Source organism: Qipengyuania citrea, assembly GCF_009828015.1.
Lineage (GTDB): Bacteria > Pseudomonadota > Alphaproteobacteria > Sphingomonadales > Sphingomonadaceae > Qipengyuania > Qipengyuania citrea.
Genome location: NZ_WTYG01000001.1, coordinates 291924 through 314054 on the forward strand (window position 1 = coordinate 291924; position 22131 = coordinate 314054).

A 22131-nucleotide genomic window follows, 5' to 3' on the forward strand; every position below is an offset into this window, starting at 1 on the left:
CCTTAGGGTAAGGCGAGAAAAGGCGCGATTCAGGGATGATGAGCAGTTCGTACGGGTATCGCGAAAGCGAAAGCGCATGGGCGATCGTCTTTGGTCCCATGGCTGTGCTCGCTACGATTTTCGCGCTGACGTGGTCGACCACGATCGCCAATCGCTATCTCGGCTTTTCCTCGCCCTCCACCATTCTTTCGATGGGTGCGCTGGCCTTCGGCCTGGCCACCGTCGTGTGCGCCTATGTCGGACGGCGGCACCTGCGCCGGGTGGAGCATCTCTCGCGCAGCGACAGCCTGACCCGCCTGCCCAATCGCCGCGCGCTGCACTTCGATATCCAGCGCGAATACCGGCAGGGCCACGAAGTCGCGCTGGCGATGATCGACCTCGACGGCTTCAAGCTGATCAACGACCATTACGGCCATTTCGTCGGCGACGCGGCGATCCGCGAATGCGCCCGCATCTTCGGCGACATCTCGGATGGCGAAGCCGGCATCTACCGGCTGGGCGGTGACGAATACGCCATGATGATCGGCGGTCCGGTGGCCGGGACACTGCTCGAAGGCCTGTGCCGGCGCATCATCGAACGGCTGGCCAAGCCGATCCATGTCGAAGACCGGCGCCTGACCCTGGGCGCGTCCATCGGCTTGGCGCGCAGCACCACGCAGGACTTCGTCCCTTCCTCCGAATTGCTGCGCCGCGCGGATATTGCGATGTATGCGGCGAAGCGCGGCGGCAAGATGCGCTGCACCTGGTTCAGTTCGGCGCTCGACCGCAGCCGCGAAAAACTGCAGGAAATGGACGACGAGTTGCGGCGATCGCTTGCTGAAGGGCAGTTCCGGCTGCACTACCAGCCGCTGGTCGATTCCAGCACCCGGACGATCAATGCGGTCGAATGCCTGCTGCGCTGGGAACGGCCCGATGGCGCATGCATCGGGCCCAGCACCTTCATCCCGGTCGCCGAAGAAAGCGGGCTGATCAATGCGATCGGCCTGTGGGTCTTGCGCCAGGCCTGCCGCGACGCGTTGCAGTGGGGCGATATCGCGCTGTCGGTCAACATCTCGGCGGCGCAGCTGCGCAATCCCGAATTTCCCATCCAGCTTGGCCATATCCTCGAAGAAACCGGCTTCGATCCGGAGCGTCTCGAACTCGAGATTACCGAAACCTGTCTCGTGCTCGATCCGGTGGTGGCGGAGCGCAGCCTGTCGGTCGTGCGCAGCTTCGGGGTCAAGATCTCGCTCGACGATTTCGGTACCGGCTATGCATCGATCGGCTTCCTGCGCCAGTTCCGCTTCGAAAAGCTCAAGCTCGACCGCAGCCTGGTGGTCCAGGCCAGCGAAGACGACGGCAGCCGCGCAATGATGCTGTCGAGCATTACCGTCGCCCGCGCGATAAAAATGAGCGTCGCGGCCGAAGGCGTCGAAACCGAAGAACAAGCAGCCATGGTTCGCGCCGCCGGGTGCGATCAGATCCAGGGCTGGCTCTATTTCAAAGCCATGCCGCCCGAAGAAATCGGCCAGTATCTCGGCAAGCCCGTCGGGCTGCGCCGGTCGAAGGCCAACAGGAAAGAACAGATTGCATGAGTGCGTTGCAGGATATGGTTGGCGGCATGGTTGCCGAGGGCGAGGCTTCGCCCACCCAGCGGCCGCAGGAATATACCGGGGCCCCGCACTACCGCGGCGCCGCTCATGAACAGCCGGACCATACGGATTCGAGCGGTATGAACGGCTGGCTCGCCGACAAGTCGGTCGGGGAGAAACTGCGCGCCATCTCGGCGGCCAATATCGCCGTTGTCCTACTCTGCCTGTTTGCCACGTGCCTGGGCGGCTTCTTCGCTTTGCAGGCGCGCTCCGAACGCATGGCGATTTCCGCCGCTTCCGTAATGGCCGAACGGATGGTCGCCGATATCAACGAGGGCCGGCTGTTCGTCCAGCGTTACGCCATTTCGGGCGACGGCAACGACCTGGTCGCCGCCAAGGCGGCCTTCGACCAGACCGATCGCAATCTTGGCCGCGTCGAAGCCCGTGCAGCCGAAGTCGCGCCGCAGGTACTCCCGCAGATCGAACAGCTCGACACGAGGCTGGCGGCGCTGCGTACGCGCGTGGTTGCCGCACAGAATTCGCGCGGGACGCAGGGCCAGTGGCAAGAATTTTCGGACAGCGTTTATGGCGAAAGCCAGGAGGTCGTCGATCTCGCCATAGCGGCGCGCGAAAGCATTGAAGCCGCAGGCGAGACGTCGGATGCAGCGTCGCAGACGCTGATCGGGTGGCTGTTCGCGTCGTTCTTCGGCGTGGCGGTCATCGGTCTGGGGATTGCCTGGCTGAGCGCGCGTTACATCGGGCGCGACGTATCGGGCACGCTGCGCCGGATGACGCATGTCGCATCGCGGCTCGCCGATGGCGAAAAGGACATTCACATTCCCGCAACCGAGCGCCGCGACGAGATCGGCGACCTTGCCCGCGCCCTCGAAGTCTTCCTGCAGGCTGCTTGGGAAGTCGAGCGGATGGCGCAGGAACGCGAAGCGCTGCGCAACGAGCGCGGCGCGGAAATGGTCCGCTTCGCCGAGCGGTTCGAAACCACCGTGGGCGAAGTGGTCAACGGCGTCGCCACCGCTTCCGCGCAGCTCAAGCTGACCGCTGGTTCGATGGCGGCCGCCGCCGAACAGGCCACCACGCAGACCACGCATGTCACGGCATCGATGGAACAGGCCGCCAGCGGGGTTACCGCGGCTGCGGCCGCGTCGGACGAATTCGCCATGTCGATCGGCGAGATCAGCCGTCAGGCCTCGCATTCGGCCGAACTCGCCCGCAAGGCCACCGCCATGGCCGGCAATGCGGACGATACGATTTCCACGCTTGCCGTTTCGGCCGAACAGGTCGGACAGATCGTCGAGCTTATCCAGTCGATCGCGAAGCGGACAAATCTGCTTGCGCTCAACGCCTCGATCGAGGCGGCCCGCGGGGGCGAGGCCGGCCGCGGCTTCGCGGTCGTGGCAAGCGAAGTGAAGGAACTCGCCGCGCAGACCAGCCGTGCGACCGAGGAAGTCGCCGAACAGATCCGTACCATGCAGAATTCCACCGGCGCCAGCGTCGGCGCGCTGCGCTCGATCGCGGAACAGATCAAGGAACTGGAGGGCGCGGCCATTTCGATTGCCAGCGCGGTGGATCAGCAGTCGGTGGCCGGACAGGATCTCGCCCGCAGCATCGATCTGGCGGCGCGGTCGACCGACGACGTGTCGAGCAATGTCGGCCAGGTCCGCGAAACCAGTCTCGCGACCGGCGCGGCCGCCAGCCAGGTGCTCAATTCCTCGACCGAACTGGAGGCTCAGGCCACCACGCTGAAATCGCATGTCGCGCAGTTCGTGGAGCACGTTCGCGCGGCTTAACGTGATTTCAAGCATTCTCGCTCAGGGTTGATACGGCCTTAAGAGGGGGATGCTTGGGGATGAACGCACATAGCACGATCATCGCGGACGATCTGGCCCGCGAAATCGCGGAAATCGAAATCATCGATGCCGCGGAAGATCATCATCGCGGCGCGGTAGGCGCCTGGTTCATGGCGCGGCCGCTGGCTGCGAAAGCCAGGATCGCGTCGATTTTCTCGCTGGGCGGGCTGACGCTCGTGACTGCGATCGCGCAGGCGGGCTTTCTGTTCCCGTCCTTTGCCGGCACCGCACAGGTACTCACATTGATCGTCCTGGCAGTCGCCCTGCTCGGCGGCCTCGCCAGCCTGCGTTTCGTCCTGCGACACGTCATTGATCCCTATATCAAGCTCAAGGACGACATGGCCCGGCTTGCCCAGGGCGAACGCGACATCCAGGTGACCGATACGCACCGCGTCGATGAAATCGGCGATCTGGCGCGCTCATTTGCCGTTTTCCTGCGCTCGGGGCACAAGCTCGACGAACTGTTTGCCGGGCGCAAGAAAGCGGCCGAGGAACGCAAGGCCGAAATCATCCGCATGGCACGCGATTTCGAAACCGGCGTGGGTGATGTCGTCAGCGGTGTCGCCACTGCGGCCAGCCAGCTCAATTCGACCGCTTCGGGCATGGCTGCCACTGCCGAACAGGCTGCGCGCCAGTCACAAAGCGTTACCGAAACGATGGAGCAGGCCGCGGGCGGCGTGACTGCCGCAGCCGCGGCATCCGACGAATTCGCCATGTCGATCGGCGAGATCAGCCGACAGGCCGCCCACTCCGCCGAACTGGCACGCAAGGCCACCGATGCGGCGAATGGCGCCGACGAAACCATTTCCGCGCTGGCCAATTCGGCCGATCAGGTCGGGCAGATCGTCGAACTGATCCAGTCGATCGCCCAGCGCACCAACCTGCTGGCGCTCAACGCCTCGATCGAAGCCGCCCGCGGCGGCGAGGCAGGCCGCGGCTTCGCGGTCGTAGCGAGCGAGGTGAAGGAACTGGCCGCACAGACGAGCCGGGCGACCGAGGAAGTCGCGGACCAGATCAAGGCCATGCAGAATTCGACCGGGGCCAGCGTCGGCGCGCTGCGGTCGATCGCCGGCCAGATCAAGGAACTCGAATCCACTGCGACCTCGATCGCCAGCGCAGTGGACCAGCAATCGGTCGCCGGACAGGATCTCGCGCGCAGCATCGATCTGGCGGCGCGGTCGACCGACGAGGTTTCCGCCCATATCGACCAGTTCCGCGAAACCAGCATCGCCACCGGTTCGGCGGCCAGCCAGGTTCTCAATTCGGCCAGCGAGCTCGAAGGTCAGGCCGGTGCGCTGAAAAGCAGCGTGGAAGAATTCCTCAACCACATCCGCGGGACCTGAGAGGCCCGCACCGAGGACAATCGGGAGACGGCGGCAGCGGGGCAAATCCCCGCCGCCGCACTCTCCATCATTCCCACCAATAGGGCAGGCGCCGGGCAGAGCCGGTCTCGACCTCGTTCATCGTCCGCGCATCGTACAGCCGGCCGCCCAGCATGACGCGGTCGATCTTGTCCGAATTGCGGATGTTTTCGCTGGGATCGGCCGAAAGGACGAGCAGATCGGCCAGCTTGCCCACTTCGAGACTGCCGATGTCGCGCTCCATCCCCAGCGAACGGGCCGGTTCGATCGTCCCGGCTCGTAGCGCCTCGACCGGGCTCATTCCGCCGCGAGCGAAACTCCACAGTTCCCAGTGCGCGGCGACGCCTGCCTGCTGGCCATGCGCCCCGATACTGACCTTCACCCCGCGGTCGGCGAGTTTCTTCGCCTCGCGCGCGGCTTCGTCATCGACAAAAGCCCAGTCGGGAGCGGTAACGCGGCGTGCGGTTTGCGCGATCAACTGGCGCGGCGGCGTGTGGACCATCAGCGGATTGTCGAACACGTCGGTAGCCTGTCGCCAGTAGGGGTCGGCAGCAAGGCCGCCATAGGTCACGACGAGCGTCGGCGTATAATTCGATTGCGACCCTTCCCAGAACTGCAGCACGTCCTCGTAGAACACTTCGCCCGGGACATTGTGTTCGATGGTCGAATTGCCATCGGCAATCAGGTTCATGTCCATCCCGAACAGCGAACCGCCCTCGGCCACCACCAGCATATCCTCTTCACGGGCGGCCGCGACGACCTGCTGGCGCTGTTCGCGCCGCGGCTGGTTGTAGTTCTTTATCGAGATGCCGCCTTGCGCCTTGATCCGCCGAATGTGCGCCAGCGCATCATCATAGCTGTCGATCCGCGCATAGACGCTGGGCGCCTTGGCCCCGTAGACGATCTCGGCGGTGGAGAAGATCCGCGGCGCCAGCAGGGTGCCGGCGCGCTGACGCTCCGCAGCGGAAAAGATCATGCTCGCCCTCGACGAAGGATCGTGCAGCGTGGTGGTACCCATGGCGAGGTTCTGCACCAGCGACCAGTTCTGCTGCGGGACGAGATCGTCGACGCCCTGCGGCCCGTGGGCATGCGCGTCGACCAGCCCCGGCATGATCGTCTTGCCCGCAGCGTCGATCACCGATGCGCCCTGCGGCACGGCAATTTGATCGGCCGGGCCGATCGCCGCAATGCGATCGCCCGTGATCACGATCGTGCCATTGGGGATTGCGCCGGCACCATCCCCCGCCATCGTCAGGATCTTCGCCCCGGTAATCGCCACCGTACCGCTCGGCTTGGCAGCCGCGACGGTGCGTTCGAGCGAGGTACCGCTGGTCGGCGGCACGAAGGCCGGGGCGTCCTTTTCCTTCGGTGCATCGGCGAACATCGTATCGAGGCTGGCGCGGTACAGCACCGGCCCCATCGTCCAGGTCAGCATGTCGCCGCCCTGGGTCCAGCCGATGTAGTCCGCCCCGCCCTTGGACGCGCGCACCACCGGTAGCGAACTGGCCTTTTCGCCCACCGTCACCGCCTGCCCGCCGGGCATCAGCGGTGTGGCGAAGACCTCGTAATTCTCGCGGAAGGCAACGAAATCGCCGCGCGGGCTGACGTGGTATTCGGTGGCCAGCTCGCCCTCGGCATGGACCTGCCGCGCTTCACCGTCGAGATCGGCCGAGAGCAGCTGCAGCTTGCCGTCCTTGCGCCCGAGCATGAACACCCGGTCGCTATCCGCGCCGAACTGCGGGTTCGACGTGTCGCGTGCCACCAGTTCGGCGGTGCCGCCGGCCGCGCTTACTCGGTAGATGCCTTCGTTCTCCGAATAATCGGGAGAGGTCAGATAGCCGCCCGAACGCTTTTCGAAAACGATCGTATTGCCGTCGGGCGAGAACCGGGGCTGCGCATAATGACCGGGCATGCGGGTGACCGCGCGGGCACCGGAGCCGTTTGCATTGGCGCTCATTACCTGGCCAAGCCCTTCGTCGGTCCAGCGGATATAGGTGAGCCGCCGCCCGTCGCGCGACCACGAGGGCCACAGCTCGAGCGCTTCGTCATTGCCCGAAGTGAGCCGCTGGGCCGTGCCGCCCGCAACCGGCTTGGTGTAAAGCTTGCCGAGACTTTCGAAGACCACGGTGCGGCCATCGGGCGAAACGCTGGCGAAACGCGGTATTTTCGCGGTGAAACTGTCGGGCGAAACCGGGATGACCGGGTGCGGCGCATCGGCGACTCCGCGCGTGTCGTTGACGGTGAAGGGTATCACGCTGTCGCCGCTGCCATCGGCAACCACGCGCCGCAGCTTGCCACCAGCCCACAGCACCAGCGCATTCCCGTCGGGGGTCCAGTCGATCAGCGGGTAGAACCCGTGGACCGCCCAGGTTTCCTGCATGTCCATATCGAGATCGCCATAAATCATCCGCTGCTCGCCACTGGCGAGGTCCTTGATCCACAGCTCGGTCTGGTCCTTGTCGCGGCGGATGAAGGCCAGGCTCCTGCCATCGGGCGAAGGCTGCGGGCGGACCGCACCGCCATAGCCGCTGACCGCGGTGGTGACCTCGCCGGTCGCCAGATCGTAGCGTTCGATGGCAAAGGTGCCCTGCGTTGAATCCTGAGCATATTCGAAGATCGGCCCCGGGGTGACATTACGCGAATAATAGACCGCGCTGCCGTCAGGCGCGTAAACCGGTTCACCCAGCTCCTTCTGCAGTGCTTCGGTGGCGCGCGCGACCAGCTTGACGCCGCCGCCGCCCGAGACGTGATAAAGCCAGATCTCACCGGTACCGAGCGAACGCTGCGTGGTGAAATGCTTCTTGGCGACGATGTAATTGCCATCGGGCGACCAGCTTGCCTGGTTCAGCAGGCGGAACTCCTCCTTGGTGAGCTGGCGCTTGTCCGATCCGTCGGCGTTCATGATCCAGATGTTGTCGCCGCCGCCGCGGTCGCTAGTGAAAGCGATCCGGCGGCCATCGGGCGAGAAGCGCGGCTGCACTTCCCATGCCAGCCCTTCGGCGATCCGCGTCGGCGTGCCGCCGGCGATCGGCATGGTGTAGATGTCGCCCAGCAGCGCGAAAGCCAGCATGCGCCCGTCGGGCGAGACATCCACATCCATCCACGTGCCTTCGTCCGTCCGTATCGGCACCTGCCGGATCGTCGCGCCGCGCGGAGCGGTAACGTCCCATTTCTCCACGCTGTCGGCGGCAGCTGGGTTGGCACTGGCGGGAGCGGCATCGACCGCAATCCCGCTGCCTTCGGCAGGACCCGTTTCCGCCGATGCATCGACCTCCTGTTCCTCCACCGGATTGGGGCTGGGCGGGTTATCCTGCGCGTAAGCCGCCTGGCCGGCGAACAGGACGGCAAGGACGGAAGCGATGCTGGTTTTCATGATGTTCTCCGGTTGGGGAAATGTGGTCAGCGCACGCTGGCGCGTTCGATCAGATGGACGGGGACGCGCCGCGCAGGCCGTTCGCCTTCGGAAGCGAGCGCGGTCTCGACGAGCAATTGCCCGGCGCGCGCGAAATCGGGTTCGACCGTGGTGAGCGGCGGCGCACTGAATTCGCCCGAGCCCAGCCCGTCGAAACCGATCACGCCGACGTCGTCCGGCACGGCGATGCCGCGCGCGGCCAATTCTTCCAGCGCGCCCAGCGCCATGGCGTCGCAGGCGAAAAACAGGCCATCGAACCTGGCATCGGCGTCGGCCAGCTGGGCGATCGCATTGCGGCCTTGCGACACGCGGTCCGCGCCGCTGCTGACCACCGCCTCACCCGCTTTCAGGCCCACCGCTTCCATCGCGGCAAGATAGCCTTCGTAGCGTTCGCGGAACTGGCGCTGCGACGATGCGGGATCCCCGACGAAGACGATATGCTGCGCGCCGCCCTGCACCAGCCGTTCCACCGCCAGCCTGCCGCCATCGCGATTGTCCGAGCGCACCCAGACACTGTCGTCGAAAGGCGATCCCCAGAACGCCATCCTGCCAGCGGTCTTGGCGCAGGCGGTGAAATAGTCCCACGCCGCCTGGTTCGTCGCCGTACCGATCACCACGACGCCATCGGCCTGCCGCCGGGCAACATAGTGGCCGAAGAATTCCTCGGGCTGCGCCTGAAAGGATACCAGCGCCTCGTAGCCGCGCTCGGCCGCCGCTGCGCAGGTGCTGCCGAGCAGGCTGTAATAGAACGGGTTGATCGCCGCCGGCCCCTGCCCGTCGCGGCCGATCACGACAATGGCGATGGTCCCGGTTTCGCCGCGCCGCAGCCCGGCCGCACGCGCATTGACCTGGTAGCCCAGTTCCTCCGCCGCCAGTTCGACGCGGCGGCGGGTGGCTTCGGTGATCGTTTCGGAACCCGACAGGGCGCGGCTGACGGTCGACTGGCTGACGCCCGCGCGTTCGGCCACGTCGATCGAGGTGACCGGGCGCGGCCTGGTCTTGTCACTGCTGGACATGCGCGAAAGGCTCTCCCCTTTCCGCCTGCCCTAACCCAGCGAATTGGCGAAAGCGAGAGGCAAGCGGCGCAAGCGCACGATCTGTTTGAAACCAGCGATTAAGTTGCGCCCTGCAACTGAGACTGGCGCACGGGCCCGGCATCGGGTAGGCTCATACCACTTGGGAGAGACAGATGAAGAATACGGCGACCGATTTCGACGTTCTGATTGTGGGTGCGGGCATCTCCGGCATCGGCATGGCGGCGCATATGAAGGACAAGGCGCCCGGTCACAGTTTCGCGATCGTCGAACGCCGTGACAATCTGGGGGGAACCTGGGACCTCTTCCGCTATCCCGGCATCCGGTCGGACAGCGACATGCATACGCTGGGCTTCGATTTCGAACCCTGGACGCACGAGAAATCGATCGCCGACGGCCCCGCCATCCTCGACTATCTCGACCGCATCGTCGACGAACGCGATATCCGCAAGCACATCCGCTTCGGCCACAAGGTGCTGTCCGCGGACTGGCGCGACAGCGAAGCGCGGTGGCACGTCACGCTCGAAACCGCGCAGGGCGAACGCAAGCATCTGACCGCCAACTGGCTCTATCTCGGCGCGGGCTATTACGATTACGACGAAGCCTATGATCCCGGCTTCGATCTGGGCGAATTCGCAGGCGAAGTCGTGCATCCGCAATTCTGGCCGAAAGACCTGGATTACAGGGGCAAGAACGTGGTCGTCATCGGATCAGGCGCCACTGCGGTCACCATCGTCCCCTCGATGAGCGACAAGGCCGCCAAGGTGACCATGCTGCAGCGCACGCCGACCTGGATGTTCAGCCGGCCGGCCAAGGATGCACTGGCCAATTTCCTGCGCAAAATCCTGCCCGAGAAGACCGCTTACAGGATCACCCGCTGGAAGAACATCACGCTGCAGGATCTGGGTTTCAAGCGGGCCCGCGCCAAGCCGCAGAAGATGGGCGAAGCGCTGCACAAGCGTATCCGCAAGTCGCTGGGCGACGATTGCGATCTTGCGCCGTTCACGCCGCCATACAATCCGTGGGACCAGCGGCTGTGCCTGGTCCCCGACGACGACCTGTTCGAAGCGATGAAGAGCGGCAAGGCGGAAATCGTGACCGGTCATATCAAGGCTTTCGAAAAGGGCGGTGTGCGCTTGACGGACGACCAGTTCATCCCGGCCGATATCGTCGTCACCGCAACCGGGCTCAAACTGGCGATCGCCGGCAAGATCGCGTTGTCGCGCGAAGGCCGGAAGATCGACCTGGCGCAGCACTATTACTACAAGGGCTGCATGTTCTCGAACGTGCCCAATCTGGCGGCAGTGTTCGGCTATCTCAACGCCAGCTGGACGCTGCGCGCCGATATAAACTCGGACTTCATCTGCCGCGTGCTGCAGGAAAGCCGGCAGCGCGGCGCGGACATCGTCGAACCGGTGCTGACCCCCGAAGCGGAAGCGGCTATCGTCGAAGACGACATCTTCGATTTCTCGTCGGGTTATATCCAGCGCGGCAAGGCGATCATGCCCAAGAACGCGGTGGCCTACCCCTGGCGATTGAACCAGGAATATGTCGCCGATCGCAAGCGGATGAAAGAAGACCCGGTCGACGACGGTCTGCTCGACTTCCGACGGCACGGAGCCAATGCGCGCGGCGCTGGCGAACAGCTCGAAGCTGCGGAGTAGCTTTCGCGCGCGGACCGCGTTACGCCAGCACCCATGACCGAACGCATTTACACCGCGGGCCTCGTCGTGATCGGCGACGAAATTCTCTCGGGCCGCACGCATGACAAGAATATCGCGCAAATCGCCAGCTGGCTGCAGGTCCAGGGCATTCGCCTGTCCGAAGTCCGCGTGGTGCCCGATGTCGTCGAACGGATCGTCGAAGCGGTGAATGCGCTGCGCGAAGCGTACGATTACCTGTTCACCACCGGCGGGATCGGCCCGACCCACGACGACATCACCGTCGATGCCGTGGCGGAAGCGCTGGGCGTTCCGGTGATCATCCATCCCGAGGCGAGAGCGATCCTTGAGCGCTATTACGCCAGCATCGGCAAGGAGCTGACCGAGGCGCGGCTTCGCATGGCCCGCGCGCCGGAAGGCGCCGAACTGATCCCCAACCGCATGTCGGGCGCCCCGGGGATCAAGCTTGGCAATATCCACCTTATGGCCGGGGTGCCGCACATCACCGCGGGCATGCTCGATGCGCTGACGGGCACGCTCGAAGGCGGGGCTCCGCTGCAATCCGAAACCGTCGGCTGCTGGACCCCCGAGAGCGAAATCGCCGACATCCTGCGGCAGGTCGAACAAGCGCATGAAACCTGCCAGATAGGCAGCTATCCCTTCTTCCGCGAAGGCCGGGTCGGCGCGAATTTCGTGGTTCGTTCGACCAATAGCGAAGATCTCAGGAGCTGTGTCGACAGCCTGTGCGACGGGCTGGCCACCGCCGGCTTCGATTTCACCCCCGGGGGAATCTGACCGGCGGCCAGGGTAATCGCACTGTTAACCACCGCGTGATACAGTGCCCCCGATGACCGCGGTCTATATCACGATCGACACCGAATATTCGGCGGGTCTTGCCGTCGAGCTGGGCCGCCATGCCCGCGCAGAGGTCTATGCCCGTTCGATCGCCGGCCGCACTGCTGCGGGCGATGTGGGTATCGAATATCAGATGGACATGATGGACGCGCATGGGATTGCGGGCGTCTTCTTCGTGGATCCCATGCCCGCGCTGGTCTGGGGTGTCGAAGCCGTCGCCGCAGTGGTCGAACCGATCCTCGCGCGCGGGCACGAGGTTCAGTTGCACCTGCATCCCGAATGGCTCGAACTCGCAGGCGACTCCAATCCGCTCAAGGGGCGGACCGGGCGCAACCTCAACGCCTTCAGCGAAGACGAGCAGGTCGAACTGATCGAGCTGGCGCGCGCCTTTCTCGTCGAAGCGGGAGCGCCTGCACCCACCGCATTTCGCGCGGGCAATTACGGCGCGGACGACGCCACGCTCCGCGCGCTGCGACGTCTCGACATCCGTTATGACAGCAGCCATGTCCCGGGTATCGCCGGCTCGGACTGCCGGATCTCGCTCGGCGCCGCGGACCGTGCGGTTATTCTGCACGAAGGCACGATAGAGGTGCCGGTAAGCGCAATCCGCAGCTTCGGCGGGCTGCGCCATGCGCAGATCACTGCCCTGTCGCATTGGGAAATGGCCGCGGCGCTGCAGTTCTGCGTGCGCGCAGGCGTCGAGATGCTCAACATCGTCAGCCACAGTTTCGAACTGATGAGCCGCGACCGGTTGCAGATAAATGCAATCGTGCGCGACCGTTTCGCGCGGTTCTGCCAGACGATTGCCGAGACCCAAGGGGCGCGCAGTGCCACCTTCACCAGCCGGCCTCCCGCTATCGGCGATCAGACCGGCGCGGGGACCATGCCGCACAATCCGCTGCGCACCGGCGCACGGATGGCCGAACAGCTGTGGGCCAACCGGCTCTACGGCGGCGGGTGAGAGCCACGGTGGTCGCTACGCCCTATCCCCTGCCCTTCACCATCGGTTCGCGCCGCCTGCTTGCGGTCGAGCGCGAGGTGGCGCCGATAGCCTTTACGCTGGAGGATATTCTGAGCGGCCGTTTGCCAGGTGTCCCCGCCATCGGTCACGGTGAAGGCTACCGCGTGCTGTCGGCGCCCGCTCATGCGGAAAAGCGTCTCCGCGAAGCGATGCCCGGCTTCCTTATCGGCGCACGCGAGGATTACGAGCGCAGCTTTATCGCGATGTCGGGCAGCTACGAGGACTATCTCGCACGTTTCTCGGGAAAGACCCGGTCGACGCTGCGGCGCAAGCGGCGCAAGGTCGAACAGGCCGGGGGCGGCGATCTCGACATGCGGACCTATCTCACGCCGGCCGAGATGGACCAATTCCTGCAGCTGGCGATCCCGCTGTCACGGCGCACCTACCAGGCCCGATTGCTCGACGCGGGCCTGCCCGATGACAAAGACGCCAGGGCCGAGATGCGCGAGCTCGCCGCGGATGACCGGGTGCGGGCCTATATCCTGTTCCTCGACCAGCAACCGATCGCGTATCTCTACCTGCCCGTGGCCGGCCACACGCTGGTTTACGCGCATCTTGGATACGATCCAGATTATGCCGAGCTGTCACCCGGAACGGTGCTCCAGATGGCTGCGCTCGAACGATTGTTCGCCGAGGACCGGTTCCAGTTCTTCGATTTCACCGAAGGCGATGGCGCGCACAAGAAACTGTTCCGCACCGGCAGCGTGCCCTGTGCCAGCTTCCTGATGCTGCGGCCGAGCTGGGCGAACCGGGCGCTCCTGAACGCGCATGGGCTGTTCGAAGCGGGTGTGGCAGGTGCCAAGCAACTGGCCGAGCGGTCCGGGTTCGCCGCGACCCTGCGCAAGCGCCTGCGCTAGAGATCGACGTCCTTCTCTCGCCGTTCCGACAGCTCTTCGCGCAATTCGCGCGCACCGCGTTCGGCCCGCTGATCGGTTCTCTTGCTGGACCGGCGCGTATAGAGCCAGGCGCCGACCAGCAGCGCGAGAAGTACGAAAGGCCCGACGCTGCGGGCGAAAAATAGAATGGTATCCACGAAAGTCTCCTGACTGGGGGTCTCGTGAATGGAACGCGTGCCGGCGGTTATCTTTCCGGTCCTTCCCCGCGCTTCCAGCCAGACATGGCCCAGCCAAACGAAAAGGGCCGGCGGATCTGCATCCGCCGGCCCCTGCTGTTTCGTTGTCGCAATGCGAAAGAAGCTTAGGCTCCTTCCACCTCCGCCAGGTCGACCTTGAGGCCCGGCCCCATCGACGAAGTCAGCGTGATCTTCTGGACATACTTGCCCTTGGCACCCGAAGGCTTCGCCTTGACGATCGCATCGGTCAGCGCCGCGAAGTTCTTCTTCAGGTCGGCGTCGTCGAACGACAGCTTGCCGATGCCGCTGTGGATGATGCCCTGCTTCTCGACGCGGAATTCGACCTGGCCGCCCTTGGCGTCCTTCACGGCCTGTTCCACGTTCGGCGTCACAGTGCCGAGCTTCGGGTTCGGCATCAGGCCCTTGGGGCCCAGCACCTTGCCGAGACGGCCGACGACACCCATCATGTCGGGCGTGGCGATGACGCGGTCATAGTCGAGATTGCCGTTCTGCATGTCTTCCATGAGATCTTCGGCACCGACCACGTCCGCACCAGCGGCCTTGGCCTTCTCGGCGTTGTCGCCCTTGGCGAAGACGGCGACCTTGACTTCCTTGCCGGTTCCGCTGGGGAGCGACACCATGCCGCGGACCATCTGGTCTGCGTGGCGCGGATCGACGCCGAGGTTCATCGCGACTTCGACGGTTTCGTCGAACTTCGCCTTGTGTTCGCGCAGCGTGGCGAGAGCTTCGTCGACGCTGTAGGTCTTTTCGCTGTCGAGCTTGGCGACGAGCTGCTGCTTCTTGGTCTGCTTAGCCATGATCTTAGCCCTCCACCACGTCGAGGCCCATCGAACGCGCGCTGCCTTCGATGATCTTGGTGGCCTGTTCGATGTCGTTTGCGTTCAAATCGGCCATCTTCTGTTCGGCGATTTCGGCAAGTGCCGAACGCTTGATGGATCCGGCCGAAACCTTGCCCGGCTCCTTCGAGCCCGACTTGAGCTTGGCGGCCTTCTTGATCAGGAAGCTGGCCGGCGGGGTCTTGGTCACGAAGGTGAACGAACGGTCCGCATAGACGGTGATCGTCGTCGGAATCGGCATGCCCTTTTCCATGTCGCCGGTGGCGGCATTGAAGGCCTTGCAGAATTCCATGATGTTCACGCCGCGCTGACCCAGCGCAGGGCCGATGGGGGGCGAGGGATTGGCGGTGCCCGCAGGCACCTGCAGCTTGATATAGCCGTCGATCTTCTTGGCCATGAATGGCCTCCTTTCTCACTGTTGCCGCGGTACTTTCGAACCGGGGCTCATGGTAAGCGGTCAAGCGGTCCGCATAAGCGACCTCCCGCACGGGTTCCCCAGGATGTCTTGGGAAGGCGCGCACATAGCGGTTTGGCACCGGATTGCAAGCGATTCGCCCTGCCCCGATCGCGTCGGATGACACCTTCATCGAAGGCCGCTCGCGCGCCACAATTGAAGGGCATAGGCTGCGGACGATGCCCAATCCCCTGCCCCTGCCATTCCGCCACCCGCTTGTCGCGGCCGTGCTGCTATGCGCGGGCGCACCCGCATCGGCGCAGCAGCCCGAAGCCCCCGTCGACACTGTCCGCATGCCCGAATTGCCAGCCGCCGAAATCGACCAGTCGCTGGCAATCGGCGGCGAGGAAATCGCGGCGCACAAGCTGCGCAGCCGGATGACCGTGGGAGTATTGGTCAACGGCGCCGGCCCGTATGATTTCGTGGTCGACAGCGGCGCCGACACTTCGGCGGTCGGCTCGGCGCTGGCGGGAAAGCTGGCGCTGCCCGAAACAGAACCCGCCCTGCTCCACGGCATTACCGAGAGCAAGATCGTGGACCGCGTATGGGTGGACGAAATGCGTCTCGGCAACACCGTGACCATGGGTCTCGAGACCCCCGTGCTCGACGAACGCGACATGGGCGGCGACGGGATGATCGGGCTCGACGCGCTGGTCAACCAGCGATTGATGATGGATTTCGACGAGCGCATCATCACCGTGGACGATGCGCGGGAGAAGGACGAAGCGATGACCGATGGGGTGATCGTTGTGACCGGGCGCCTGCAGCGCGGACAGTTGATCCTGACCGAAGTCGCTGCCGGCCGCGAACGGGTCGAAGCCGTGGTCGACACAGGCTCCGAGATCACCATCGGCAACCTCGCGCTGCGTAACCGCCTGGTTCGCAAGCGTTCGCGCGGTTTCGACACGGTGACCGTCTACGGGGTCACCGGGGCGGCGCTGGAGCTCGAGTTCACGGTGGTCAAGAACCTCCGCCTCGGTTCCATCACGCTGCAGAACGTACCCATGGCCTTTGCCGACATTCCGCCCTTTGCAGTCTTCGGGCTCGATGAAAAGCCGTCTTTGCTGCTGGGCACCGACCTGATGGAAAACTTTCGCCGGGTGTCGCTGGATTTCGCGGATCGCAAGGTCCGCTTCCAGCTGCGCAAATGCCATCACGCAGCGATTACCATGCGAACTTCCACCCGGGCATCGCGTATCCGCACGAGTGACGAGCGGGCCTGTAGCTGACCCGCGCCAGTGGCGCGGCCAGTGCGCGCTTGCGCCTTACGGGGTCGTTTTCTAGACGCGCCGGACGATGGACCGCACGCGCCCCACCCATGCGATCTGGCTGCTGCTTGCGGCAACGCTGTTGCTGCGTGCACTGGTCCCTGCGGGCTGGATGCCCGATGTCGATCGCAGCGACGCGATCGTGGCCAAGATGTGCAATTCGGCGATGACCGTGACCATCCCGCTCGGTCGCGAGCGGGTGCCCGACGACAGCGCTGCCCAGCACAGCGCGCCCTGCCTGTTTGCCGGTTTCGCCAGTGACGCCCCGCTCGGCGGCAGCCCGCTGGTGGTCACCGCGGCGATCCTCGCAGAACAGCGCGGCGTGGCGGTTCTGGCCGCGCTGCAGCTCGCACGCACTGCCTACCTCCTCCCGCCCGGCCGCGCTCCACCTGTCGCTGCCTGACCGGCGTTTCCCGTCATTCCGGGAGACGCCGCAACCATGGCTTTTCCCAATTCATGACAGGAATACACAATGAAACACGGTTTCGTGCGCGCCGCTCTGGCGTTGCTTCCGCTGCTCACCGCCTACCCGGCCCAGGCGCAGGACAATCCCGCAATTTCCGATCCCGCTGGCGACGTTATTGTCGTTACGCCCGTGACGCTGCATCCCGCGGCGGGGCTGATGAACGAACACACGCATGACGGCGGCGAGTTCATGATCGGCCTGCGTTACACCCGCAGCAGCTATTCAGGCGGCAATCGCGCGCGCACCACGACACTAAGCGACGTGGAGGTGTTCGCTGCCGGCTACTCCGTACGCGGGTCCGACATGGTCATGGACATGGTCATGCTCGATGTGATGTATGCTCCCAATGACAAGCTGACGCTGATGGTCATGCCCCACTGGATGCGGCACACGATGACCATGGTCGGGATCGACCCCGGCAATACCGACATGGGCGATATGTCGATGGGCGGCATGCCCATGGGCGATATGGATCACGGCCATAGCGGGATGGCTTTCGGCCAAACCATGACCCATGCGTCCCAGGGGATTGGCGATACGCTGGTATCGGCCAGCTACCGGCTCGCGCACCAGCCGCGGTTCAAGGCGCATGCCACGCTCGGCCTATGGTCACCGACCGGCAAGGTCGACCGCAAGAACAGCGACGGCACCTTCGTCCACTACATGATGCAGTCGGGCAGCGGGACCTGGGACATCGAACCCTCGGTGACCGTGTCCGGCCAGGCGGGCATGTTCGGCTGGGGCGCACAGGCGAGCTACCGCTGGCGGACGGAAGACGCCAACAAGAGCGGCTTCGCCTTTGGCGACAAGGCGCAGGCGACCGGCTGGCTCAGCTATCTCGTGGATAACGGTTTCAGCCTTACAAGCCGTCTCACCTGGGAACACGAAGCGCGGATCGAAGGCCATTACGACGGTCCGCACAAGCATCACACGCCGGCCGACATCCAAGCCAACTATGGCGGTGACAAGGTGCTCGCCGGGCTCGGCGCCAACGTGGCGCTGCCGCTTGCCGGGCCCGATCGCCCGCAATTGGGGATCGAGGCCGGCATCCCCGTGTATCAGAATCTGAACGGCATCCAGCTGCCCGAGGACTGGCGTCTCTCGGTCTCGCTCGGCAAGACCTTCTAAAGCGGAAAGGCCCCGCCCGGATCGTCCGGGCGGGGCCTTTTCAAAAAGCCGGCACGAGGCTGCGGCTTACTTGGCCAGTTCGACCTGCTCGAAATCGAGTTCGACCGGCGTTGCGCGGCCGAAGATCGAGACCGAGACCTTGACCTTCTGCTTGTCGAAATCGAGTTCCTCGACCAGCCCGTTGAAGCTGGCGAAGGGACCGTCGAGCACCTTGACCTGGTCGCCGATCTCGTAATCGACGCTGATTTCGGTCTTGGGCGCCGAACGCGCTTCTTCCACGCCGCCGAAATACCGGGCCGCTTCCTTTTCGGAAATCGGCTGCGGCTTGTTGTTGTTGCCGAGGAAGCCGGTAACCTTGGGGGTGTTCTTGACCAGGTGGTAGACATCGTCGGTCATGTTCAGCTTCGCCAGCACGTAGCCCGGCATGAACTTGCGTTCGACCTGGACCTTCTTGCCGCGCTTGACCTCGGTGATCGTCTCGGTCGGAACCTCGACCTCCTCGACGCCTTCGGACAGGCCCAGACGCTCGGCCTCGGCGATGATTGCATCGCGGACCTTGTTCTCGAAACCCGAATAGGCGTGGATGATGTACCAGCGTGCCATGTGTACTCGTTACCCTGTCGAAATGCGGCTCAGGCCAGGAAAATCAGGCCAGCGTCAGCAGCCAGCGCACCACGGCGCTGAACAGCGAATCGATGCCGAGGAAGAAAAGCGAGAGGATCACCGTGAGGATGAACACGAAGATAGCGGTGCGCACCGTTTCCTCGCGCGTCGGCCATACGACCTTGCGCCCTTCGGTCTGCACCTGCCGGAGGAATTCCGCCGGGCTGGTTTTCTTCTGGTCTGCCATGTTCCACGTCTCTCGCGTAAAAATCGTGCCGCCTTCCGCCACGTCCCTTTCAGGTAGGGTCTTTCGCCGCCCCGGTTCAAGTCCGGGAGGGGCTTTTCTGCGATCCCAATGTCGGAAGACGGCGCTGCATCTACCGCCGCATCGGTCAAAAGGCAAGCGGTGGACGTGCGTCTCTTTCACCCTTTGCAAGTGGCGCCGGCGGCCCTAGCGTGCATGCTTTCAGTTTTCCGGGACGCATGAGGGGAATACTCGCGATGGCACTAGGCCAGACACCAAGTCTGGGCGATCGGCTGGTACAGCCGGTTACCAACATTTCCGATTTCATCTGGGCCGGCCTGTGGAACGGCGAAGCGGTCATCCCCTTCCCCCCGCTGGCCATCATCCTCCTGGGTGTCGGCCTGTGGTTCATGGCCGGCCTGCGGTTCTACCCGATCACCAAGCTCGGGGCCGCGGCCAAGGGACTGTTTGCCGGGCGCAAGGGCGAAGGCGCGGGCGAAATCAGCCCCTTCGCCGCGCTGTCGACCGCGCTTTCGGGTCAGGTCGGCACGGGCAACCTGGCCGGGGTCGCCACCGCGATCGCGCTGGGCGGTCCCGGGGCGATTTTCTGGATGTGGGTCACCGCGCTGTTCGGCATGGCACTGGCCTTTGCCGAAGGGTCGCTGGCGATTCGCTACCGCGAAACCACCAGCGATGGGGTCAAGCGCGGCGGCCCGATGACCTACATCATGATGGGCCTTGGGCCGAAATGGACCTGGCTGGCGGTCGTCTTCTGCCTCGGCACGTTGTTCAGCGCGCTGGTAACGGGCAACTCGATTCAGGCGAACGCCGTTGCCGATGGCCTGAACGAGCTGTTCGGGATCGAGGAATGGCTCGGCGGGCTGATCGTGGCCGTGCTGGTATTCGTGGTCATCATTGGCGGGATCAAGTCGATCGGTCGCGTTGCCGAAAGCGTGGTGCCGTTCATGGCAGCCGCTTACCTGGTGATGGCCGTAATCGCGCTGGCGCTCAATTTCGCCGATCTGGGTGAAACCTTCGCGCTGATTTTCGACGGCGCCTTCAACCCGCAAAGCGCGGTGGGCGGCTTCACCGGCGCGGCGATCATCATGGCGATCCGCGCCGGCGTGGCGCGCGGCCTGTTCTCGAACGAGGCGGGCCAGGGTTCGACCCCGATCGCCCATGCCGTGGCGCAGACCGACGATCCCGAACAGCAGGGCCGCATGGCGATGCTGGGGACGTTCATCGATACGGTCGTCATCTGCACCATGACCGCACTGGTCATCCTGACCGTGCGCGGTGATTTCACCGCGGGCGGCGAAGCGGTGGCGCATGCCTGGCAATCGGACCGCGTCGGTTTCGAAATGACCAGCGGCGCCTTCGCAGCTGCCTTCCCGGTCGAGATCGCCTCGATCCCGATCGGAACGCTGATCGCCAGCATCGCGCTGTTGCTGTTCGTCTTCACCACGCTGCTGACGTGGAGCTATTATGGCGAGCGCGCGATCACCTTCCTCTACGACCGGATGAAAGGCTCGACGCGCGAAGGCGAGCGGCGGCTGCACATGGTGTGGCGCGTGCTGTGGTGCGTGGTGATCTTCATCGGTGCGGCACAGCCGAGCGAGCTGGTCTGGCGGCTTGGCGATATCTCCAATGCCACCATGGTTCTGCCCAACCTCCTGGCGCTCGCGCTGCTCAGCGGCGTGGTGTTCAAGCTGGCCCGCGGCGATCGCACGGCCGGCAAAGAATACCGCGAGGCAACGCCGGAAGAGCCGGAAGAATACTGAGACTTCTGCGACTGAATGGCAAAGGGGCCGGAGAGCGAACGCTTTCCGGCCCCTTTCCTTTCAGCGGGAGATCAGCGGCGTCCGAACAGGCGCGCGAGGAACCCTGGCTCCTCCATCGGCTGGATCTTGCCATGCATACGATAGCGCAGCGAACTGTCGCTGTAGGGCCGGGGCTGTGCCCAACGATCTGGGCGGCTGCTGCGGAAAGACATGCTCGACATGGGGTACCTCCATGAATGCCATTGCTTGCCGATAAACCCTCAGCGGTGCTTTCGGGTTCCCGCAGGGGTGCGCGTCCAGACAAGCCCAAGCAGCGCGAGTGCGGCAAGCGGCATCAAATTGACGCCGAGGGGGAACGCCGCCGCGCGTGTGGCATAGGGAGCGAAATAGAGCAGCGTGAGGCCGAGCTTCTCGTAAGGACGAAACCCGCGCTCGAGCCCCTGAATGACCAGCCAGAGCGTCGGAAACACGAGGAACGGCAGATCGTAACTGAACAGATAGGGCGATGCGAGCGCAGTAGCCGCCAGGATTGCAGCAGAAGCTCCTGAGGCATCGTCGCCGAAACGCTGCGGTGCGAACAGGGCGACTGCAAGGGCCAACACGGCAGAACATGCAGCCCCTGCAAGCGCGACAAAATCGCCGAGGTGTGGCCGCAACTGGGAAAAGATCGTGCTCATCCGCAACATGAAGTCCGGATCAGGCCTCTCGATAAGCTGGCGGCTGGCGCTCCAGCTTCCGGTATAGGCCAGCATAGTATCGCTGCCGAAGATCAGCCATGCCGCCCCCAGCAGCGCCGCGACCACCAGCCCGGCCGCAACGAATGCCCGCCATTTGCCGCCTGCACTGAGCCAGAACGGGGCGAGGAGAGCCAGATGCGGCTTGATAACGAGAGCACCTACCGCCGCACCGGCCACCACCTGCCGCCGCGGCAATTCATGCGCCGCCAGAACCAGGAGCGCGCCAGTGAGCAAACCGGTCTGTGCATGTCCCGCCGCGATCAGCGCTCCCGGATAGGCAAGCACCAGTGGCCACAACCGCGGGAACGCCCGGACGCTGACCCAGGCCCACGCACCCCATGTCGAAGCCACCCAGACAATCCATGCAATCGGCAGCGGCAATAGCCCGAGTGGCACGAGCGCGAACAGGAACGGTGGCGGATTGACGAAAGCGAACCATCCCGGGCTTCCCGTCGAGGTCTGAACCTGCTGCTGCGCCGCCAGATCGTAGGCGGCTGCAGGTTCGCCAGCGGCGGTGACCTGCCCCGCGCCCCAGAAAGCCAGGAAGTCAGTCGTCCCCGGCGGCATAGCGCGCCAGAAAGATATGGCGACAAGCCCCAGGCTCGCCAGCGCCAGCAGCAAGGCGTAACCGCGCACGCGCTCATGGGTGAGCCAGTCGGCCCGGCGCAACCAGTCCATCGCCCTATTCCCCTCTCGCTTGTGTCATGCACGAACGGGATTAGCGTGCCGCGGCTGCGCTAA

General features: G+C 64.6%; 20 protein-coding genes. 11 read left to right on the forward strand and 9 right to left on the reverse strand.

Features of this window, described 5'->3' with window-relative positions; translation table 11 throughout:
- Positions 1-35 precede the first annotated feature (35 nt).
- Genes GRI55_RS01340 through GRI55_RS01350 form a run of 3 tightly spaced genes read left to right on the forward strand, consistent with a single transcriptional unit; the run spans position 36 to position 4779 of the window.
- Entirely contained in the window at positions 36-1574 is a 1539-nt protein-coding gene (locus GRI55_RS01340; RefSeq protein ID WP_237452367.1) for a putative bifunctional diguanylate cyclase/phosphodiesterase, read from the forward strand.
- Positions 1571-3376 carry a methyl-accepting chemotaxis protein gene (locus tag GRI55_RS01345; RefSeq protein WP_237452368.1) on the forward strand — a complete coding sequence of 602 codons (1806 nt, stop codon included), beginning with the start codon at positions 1571-1573 and terminating at the stop codon, positions 3374-3376. Before GRI55_RS01340 ends, GRI55_RS01345 begins: the two co-directional genes overlap by 4 nt.
- Before the next feature lie 59 nt (positions 3377-3435).
- Positions 3436-4779 (forward strand): methyl-accepting chemotaxis protein, encoded by a 1344-nt coding sequence (locus GRI55_RS01350; RefSeq protein ID WP_160765941.1) that lies wholly within the window; start codon positions 3436-3438, stop codon positions 4777-4779.
- 67 nt (positions 4780-4846) lie between these two features.
- Here GRI55_RS01350 and GRI55_RS01355 read toward each other — a convergent pair whose 3' ends face one another.
- Entirely contained in the window at positions 4847-8170 is a 3324-nt protein-coding gene (locus GRI55_RS01355; RefSeq protein WP_160765942.1) for an amidohydrolase family protein, read from the reverse strand.
- A gap of 26 nt (positions 8171-8196) precedes the next feature.
- Positions 8197-9225 (reverse strand): LacI family DNA-binding transcriptional regulator, encoded by a 1029-nt coding sequence (locus tag GRI55_RS01360; RefSeq protein ID WP_202392312.1) that lies wholly within the window; start codon positions 9223-9225, stop codon positions 8197-8199.
- Between the two features lie 173 nt (positions 9226-9398).
- Here GRI55_RS01360 and GRI55_RS01365 point away from each other — a divergent pair, with 173 nt between their 5' ends.
- The 4 genes from GRI55_RS01365 to GRI55_RS01380 are packed head-to-tail and all read left to right on the forward strand — an operon-like array spanning position 9399 to position 13637.
- Positions 9399-10907 (forward strand): flavin-containing monooxygenase, encoded by a 1509-nt coding sequence (locus GRI55_RS01365; protein ID WP_160765943.1) that lies wholly within the window; start codon positions 9399-9401, stop codon positions 10905-10907.
- A 33-nt stretch (positions 10908-10940) separates the two neighbouring features.
- Complete coding sequence (locus tag GRI55_RS01370) at positions 10941-11699, forward strand: competence/damage-inducible protein A (protein ID WP_160765944.1); 759 nt, start codon at positions 10941-10943, stop codon at positions 11697-11699.
- 52 nt (positions 11700-11751) lie between these two features.
- Positions 11752-12720, forward strand: coding sequence for a polysaccharide deacetylase family protein (locus tag GRI55_RS01375; protein WP_160765945.1), 969 nt, complete (start codon positions 11752-11754; stop codon positions 12718-12720).
- Positions 12717-13637 (forward strand): GNAT family N-acetyltransferase, encoded by a 921-nt coding sequence (locus tag GRI55_RS01380; protein WP_307019739.1) that lies wholly within the window; start codon positions 12717-12719, stop codon positions 13635-13637. Before GRI55_RS01375 ends, GRI55_RS01380 begins: the two co-directional genes overlap by 4 nt.
- Here GRI55_RS01380 and GRI55_RS01385 read toward each other — a convergent pair.
- From GRI55_RS01385 to rplK, 3 genes are all read right to left on the reverse strand, one after another.
- Positions 13634-13813 (reverse strand): hypothetical protein, encoded by a 180-nt coding sequence (locus GRI55_RS01385; protein ID WP_063505296.1) that lies wholly within the window; start codon positions 13811-13813, stop codon positions 13634-13636. The two genes, GRI55_RS01380 and GRI55_RS01385, sit on opposite strands and share 4 nt — an antisense overlap.
- A gap of 164 nt (positions 13814-13977) precedes the next feature.
- Complete coding sequence (gene rplA, locus GRI55_RS01390; RefSeq protein ID WP_063505297.1) at positions 13978-14670, reverse strand: 50S ribosomal protein L1; 693 nt, start codon at positions 14668-14670, stop codon at positions 13978-13980.
- A gap of 4 nt (positions 14671-14674) precedes the next feature.
- The gene (gene rplK / locus GRI55_RS01395) at positions 14675-15106 is read right to left on the reverse strand and encodes a 50S ribosomal protein L11 (protein WP_050600910.1); all 432 of its coding nucleotides are present in this window, start codon (positions 15104-15106) and stop codon (positions 14675-14677) included.
- 236 nt (positions 15107-15342) lie between these two features.
- Between rplK and GRI55_RS01400 the strand changes: the two genes are divergently transcribed.
- The 3 genes from GRI55_RS01400 to GRI55_RS01410 all read left to right on the forward strand — a co-directional run bounded on the left by GRI55_RS01400 (position 15343) and on the right by GRI55_RS01410 (position 18025).
- Positions 15343-16392: a retroviral-like aspartic protease family protein gene (locus GRI55_RS01400; protein ID WP_160765946.1), complete on the forward strand. Its 1050-nt coding sequence runs from the start codon at positions 15343-15345 to the stop codon at positions 16390-16392.
- A gap of 67 nt (positions 16393-16459) precedes the next feature.
- Positions 16460-16834 carry a hypothetical protein gene (locus tag GRI55_RS01405; protein ID WP_063505299.1) on the forward strand — a complete coding sequence of 125 codons (375 nt, stop codon included), beginning with the start codon at positions 16460-16462 and terminating at the stop codon, positions 16832-16834.
- A gap of 69 nt (positions 16835-16903) precedes the next feature.
- A complete protein-coding gene (locus GRI55_RS01410; protein ID WP_160765947.1) occupies positions 16904-18025 on the forward strand; it encodes a transporter in 1122 nt (373 codons plus the stop codon).
- Positions 18026-18091: 66 nt separating this feature from the next.
- On the opposite strand, the gene nusG is transcribed toward GRI55_RS01410, so the two are convergent.
- Both nusG and secE read right to left on the reverse strand, forming a co-directional pair.
- Positions 18092-18628 (reverse strand): transcription termination/antitermination protein NusG, encoded by a 537-nt coding sequence (gene nusG, locus GRI55_RS01415; RefSeq protein ID WP_050600914.1) that lies wholly within the window; start codon positions 18626-18628, stop codon positions 18092-18094.
- Positions 18629-18671: 43 nt separating this feature from the next.
- The gene (secE, locus tag GRI55_RS01420; protein ID WP_050600915.1) at positions 18672-18875 is read right to left on the reverse strand and encodes a preprotein translocase subunit SecE; all 204 of its coding nucleotides are present in this window, start codon (positions 18873-18875) and stop codon (positions 18672-18674) included.
- Between the two features lie 254 nt (positions 18876-19129).
- Here secE and GRI55_RS01425 point away from each other — a divergent pair, with 254 nt between their 5' ends.
- Positions 19130-20653 (forward strand): alanine/glycine:cation symporter family protein, encoded by a 1524-nt coding sequence (locus GRI55_RS01425; RefSeq protein WP_050600916.1) that lies wholly within the window; start codon positions 19130-19132, stop codon positions 20651-20653.
- Positions 20654-20724: 71 nt separating this feature from the next.
- On the opposite strand, the gene GRI55_RS14820 is transcribed toward GRI55_RS01425, so the two are convergent.
- The gene (locus tag GRI55_RS14820; RefSeq protein ID WP_197458082.1) at positions 20725-20874 is read right to left on the reverse strand and encodes a hypothetical protein; all 150 of its coding nucleotides are present in this window, start codon (positions 20872-20874) and stop codon (positions 20725-20727) included.
- A gap of 39 nt (positions 20875-20913) precedes the next feature.
- Positions 20914-22068, reverse strand: a complete 1155-nt coding sequence (locus tag GRI55_RS01430; protein WP_160765948.1) for a glycosyltransferase family 87 protein — start codon at positions 22066-22068, stop codon at positions 20914-20916.
- Positions 22069-22131 lie beyond the last annotated feature (63 nt).

Coding starts and splice junctions, on each gene's coding strand:
- GRI55_RS01340 (WP_237452367.1), top strand. CDS start 36: ATGATGAGCAGTTCGTACGGGTATCGCGAAAGCGAAAGCGCATGGGCG.
- GRI55_RS01345 (WP_237452368.1), top strand. CDS start 1,571: ATGAGTGCGTTGCAGGATATGGTTGGCGGCATGGTTGCCGAGGGCGAG.
- GRI55_RS01350 (WP_160765941.1), top strand. CDS start 3,436: ATGAACGCACATAGCACGATCATCGCGGACGATCTGGCCCGCGAAATC.
- GRI55_RS01355 (WP_160765942.1), bottom strand. CDS start 8,170: ATGAAAACCAGCATCGCTTCCGTCCTTGCCGTCCTGTTCGCCGGCCAG.
- GRI55_RS01360 (WP_202392312.1), bottom strand. CDS start 9,225: ATGTCCAGCAGTGACAAGACCAGGCCGCGCCCGGTCACCTCGATCGAC.
- GRI55_RS01365 (WP_160765943.1), top strand. CDS start 9,399: ATGAAGAATACGGCGACCGATTTCGACGTTCTGATTGTGGGTGCGGGC.
- GRI55_RS01370 (WP_160765944.1), top strand. CDS start 10,941: ATGACCGAACGCATTTACACCGCGGGCCTCGTCGTGATCGGCGACGAA.
- GRI55_RS01375 (WP_160765945.1), top strand. CDS start 11,752: ATGACCGCGGTCTATATCACGATCGACACCGAATATTCGGCGGGTCTT.
- rplA (WP_063505297.1), bottom strand. CDS start 14,670: ATGGCTAAGCAGACCAAGAAGCAGCAGCTCGTCGCCAAGCTCGACAGC.
- rplK (WP_050600910.1), bottom strand. CDS start 15,106: ATGGCCAAGAAGATCGACGGCTATATCAAGCTGCAGGTGCCTGCGGGC.
- GRI55_RS01400 (WP_160765946.1), top strand. CDS start 15,343: ATGCCCAATCCCCTGCCCCTGCCATTCCGCCACCCGCTTGTCGCGGCC.
- GRI55_RS01405 (WP_063505299.1), top strand. CDS start 16,460: ATGGACCGCACGCGCCCCACCCATGCGATCTGGCTGCTGCTTGCGGCA.
- GRI55_RS01410 (WP_160765947.1), top strand. CDS start 16,904: ATGAAACACGGTTTCGTGCGCGCCGCTCTGGCGTTGCTTCCGCTGCTC.
- nusG (WP_050600914.1), bottom strand. CDS start 18,628: ATGGCACGCTGGTACATCATCCACGCCTATTCGGGTTTCGAGAACAAG.
- secE (WP_050600915.1), bottom strand. CDS start 18,875: ATGGCAGACCAGAAGAAAACCAGCCCGGCGGAATTCCTCCGGCAGGTG.
- GRI55_RS01425 (WP_050600916.1), top strand. CDS start 19,130: ATGGCACTAGGCCAGACACCAAGTCTGGGCGATCGGCTGGTACAGCCG.
- GRI55_RS14820 (WP_197458082.1), bottom strand. CDS start 20,874: ATGTCGAGCATGTCTTTCCGCAGCAGCCGCCCAGATCGTTGGGCACAG.
- GRI55_RS01430 (WP_160765948.1), bottom strand. CDS start 22,068: ATGGACTGGTTGCGCCGGGCCGACTGGCTCACCCATGAGCGCGTGCGC.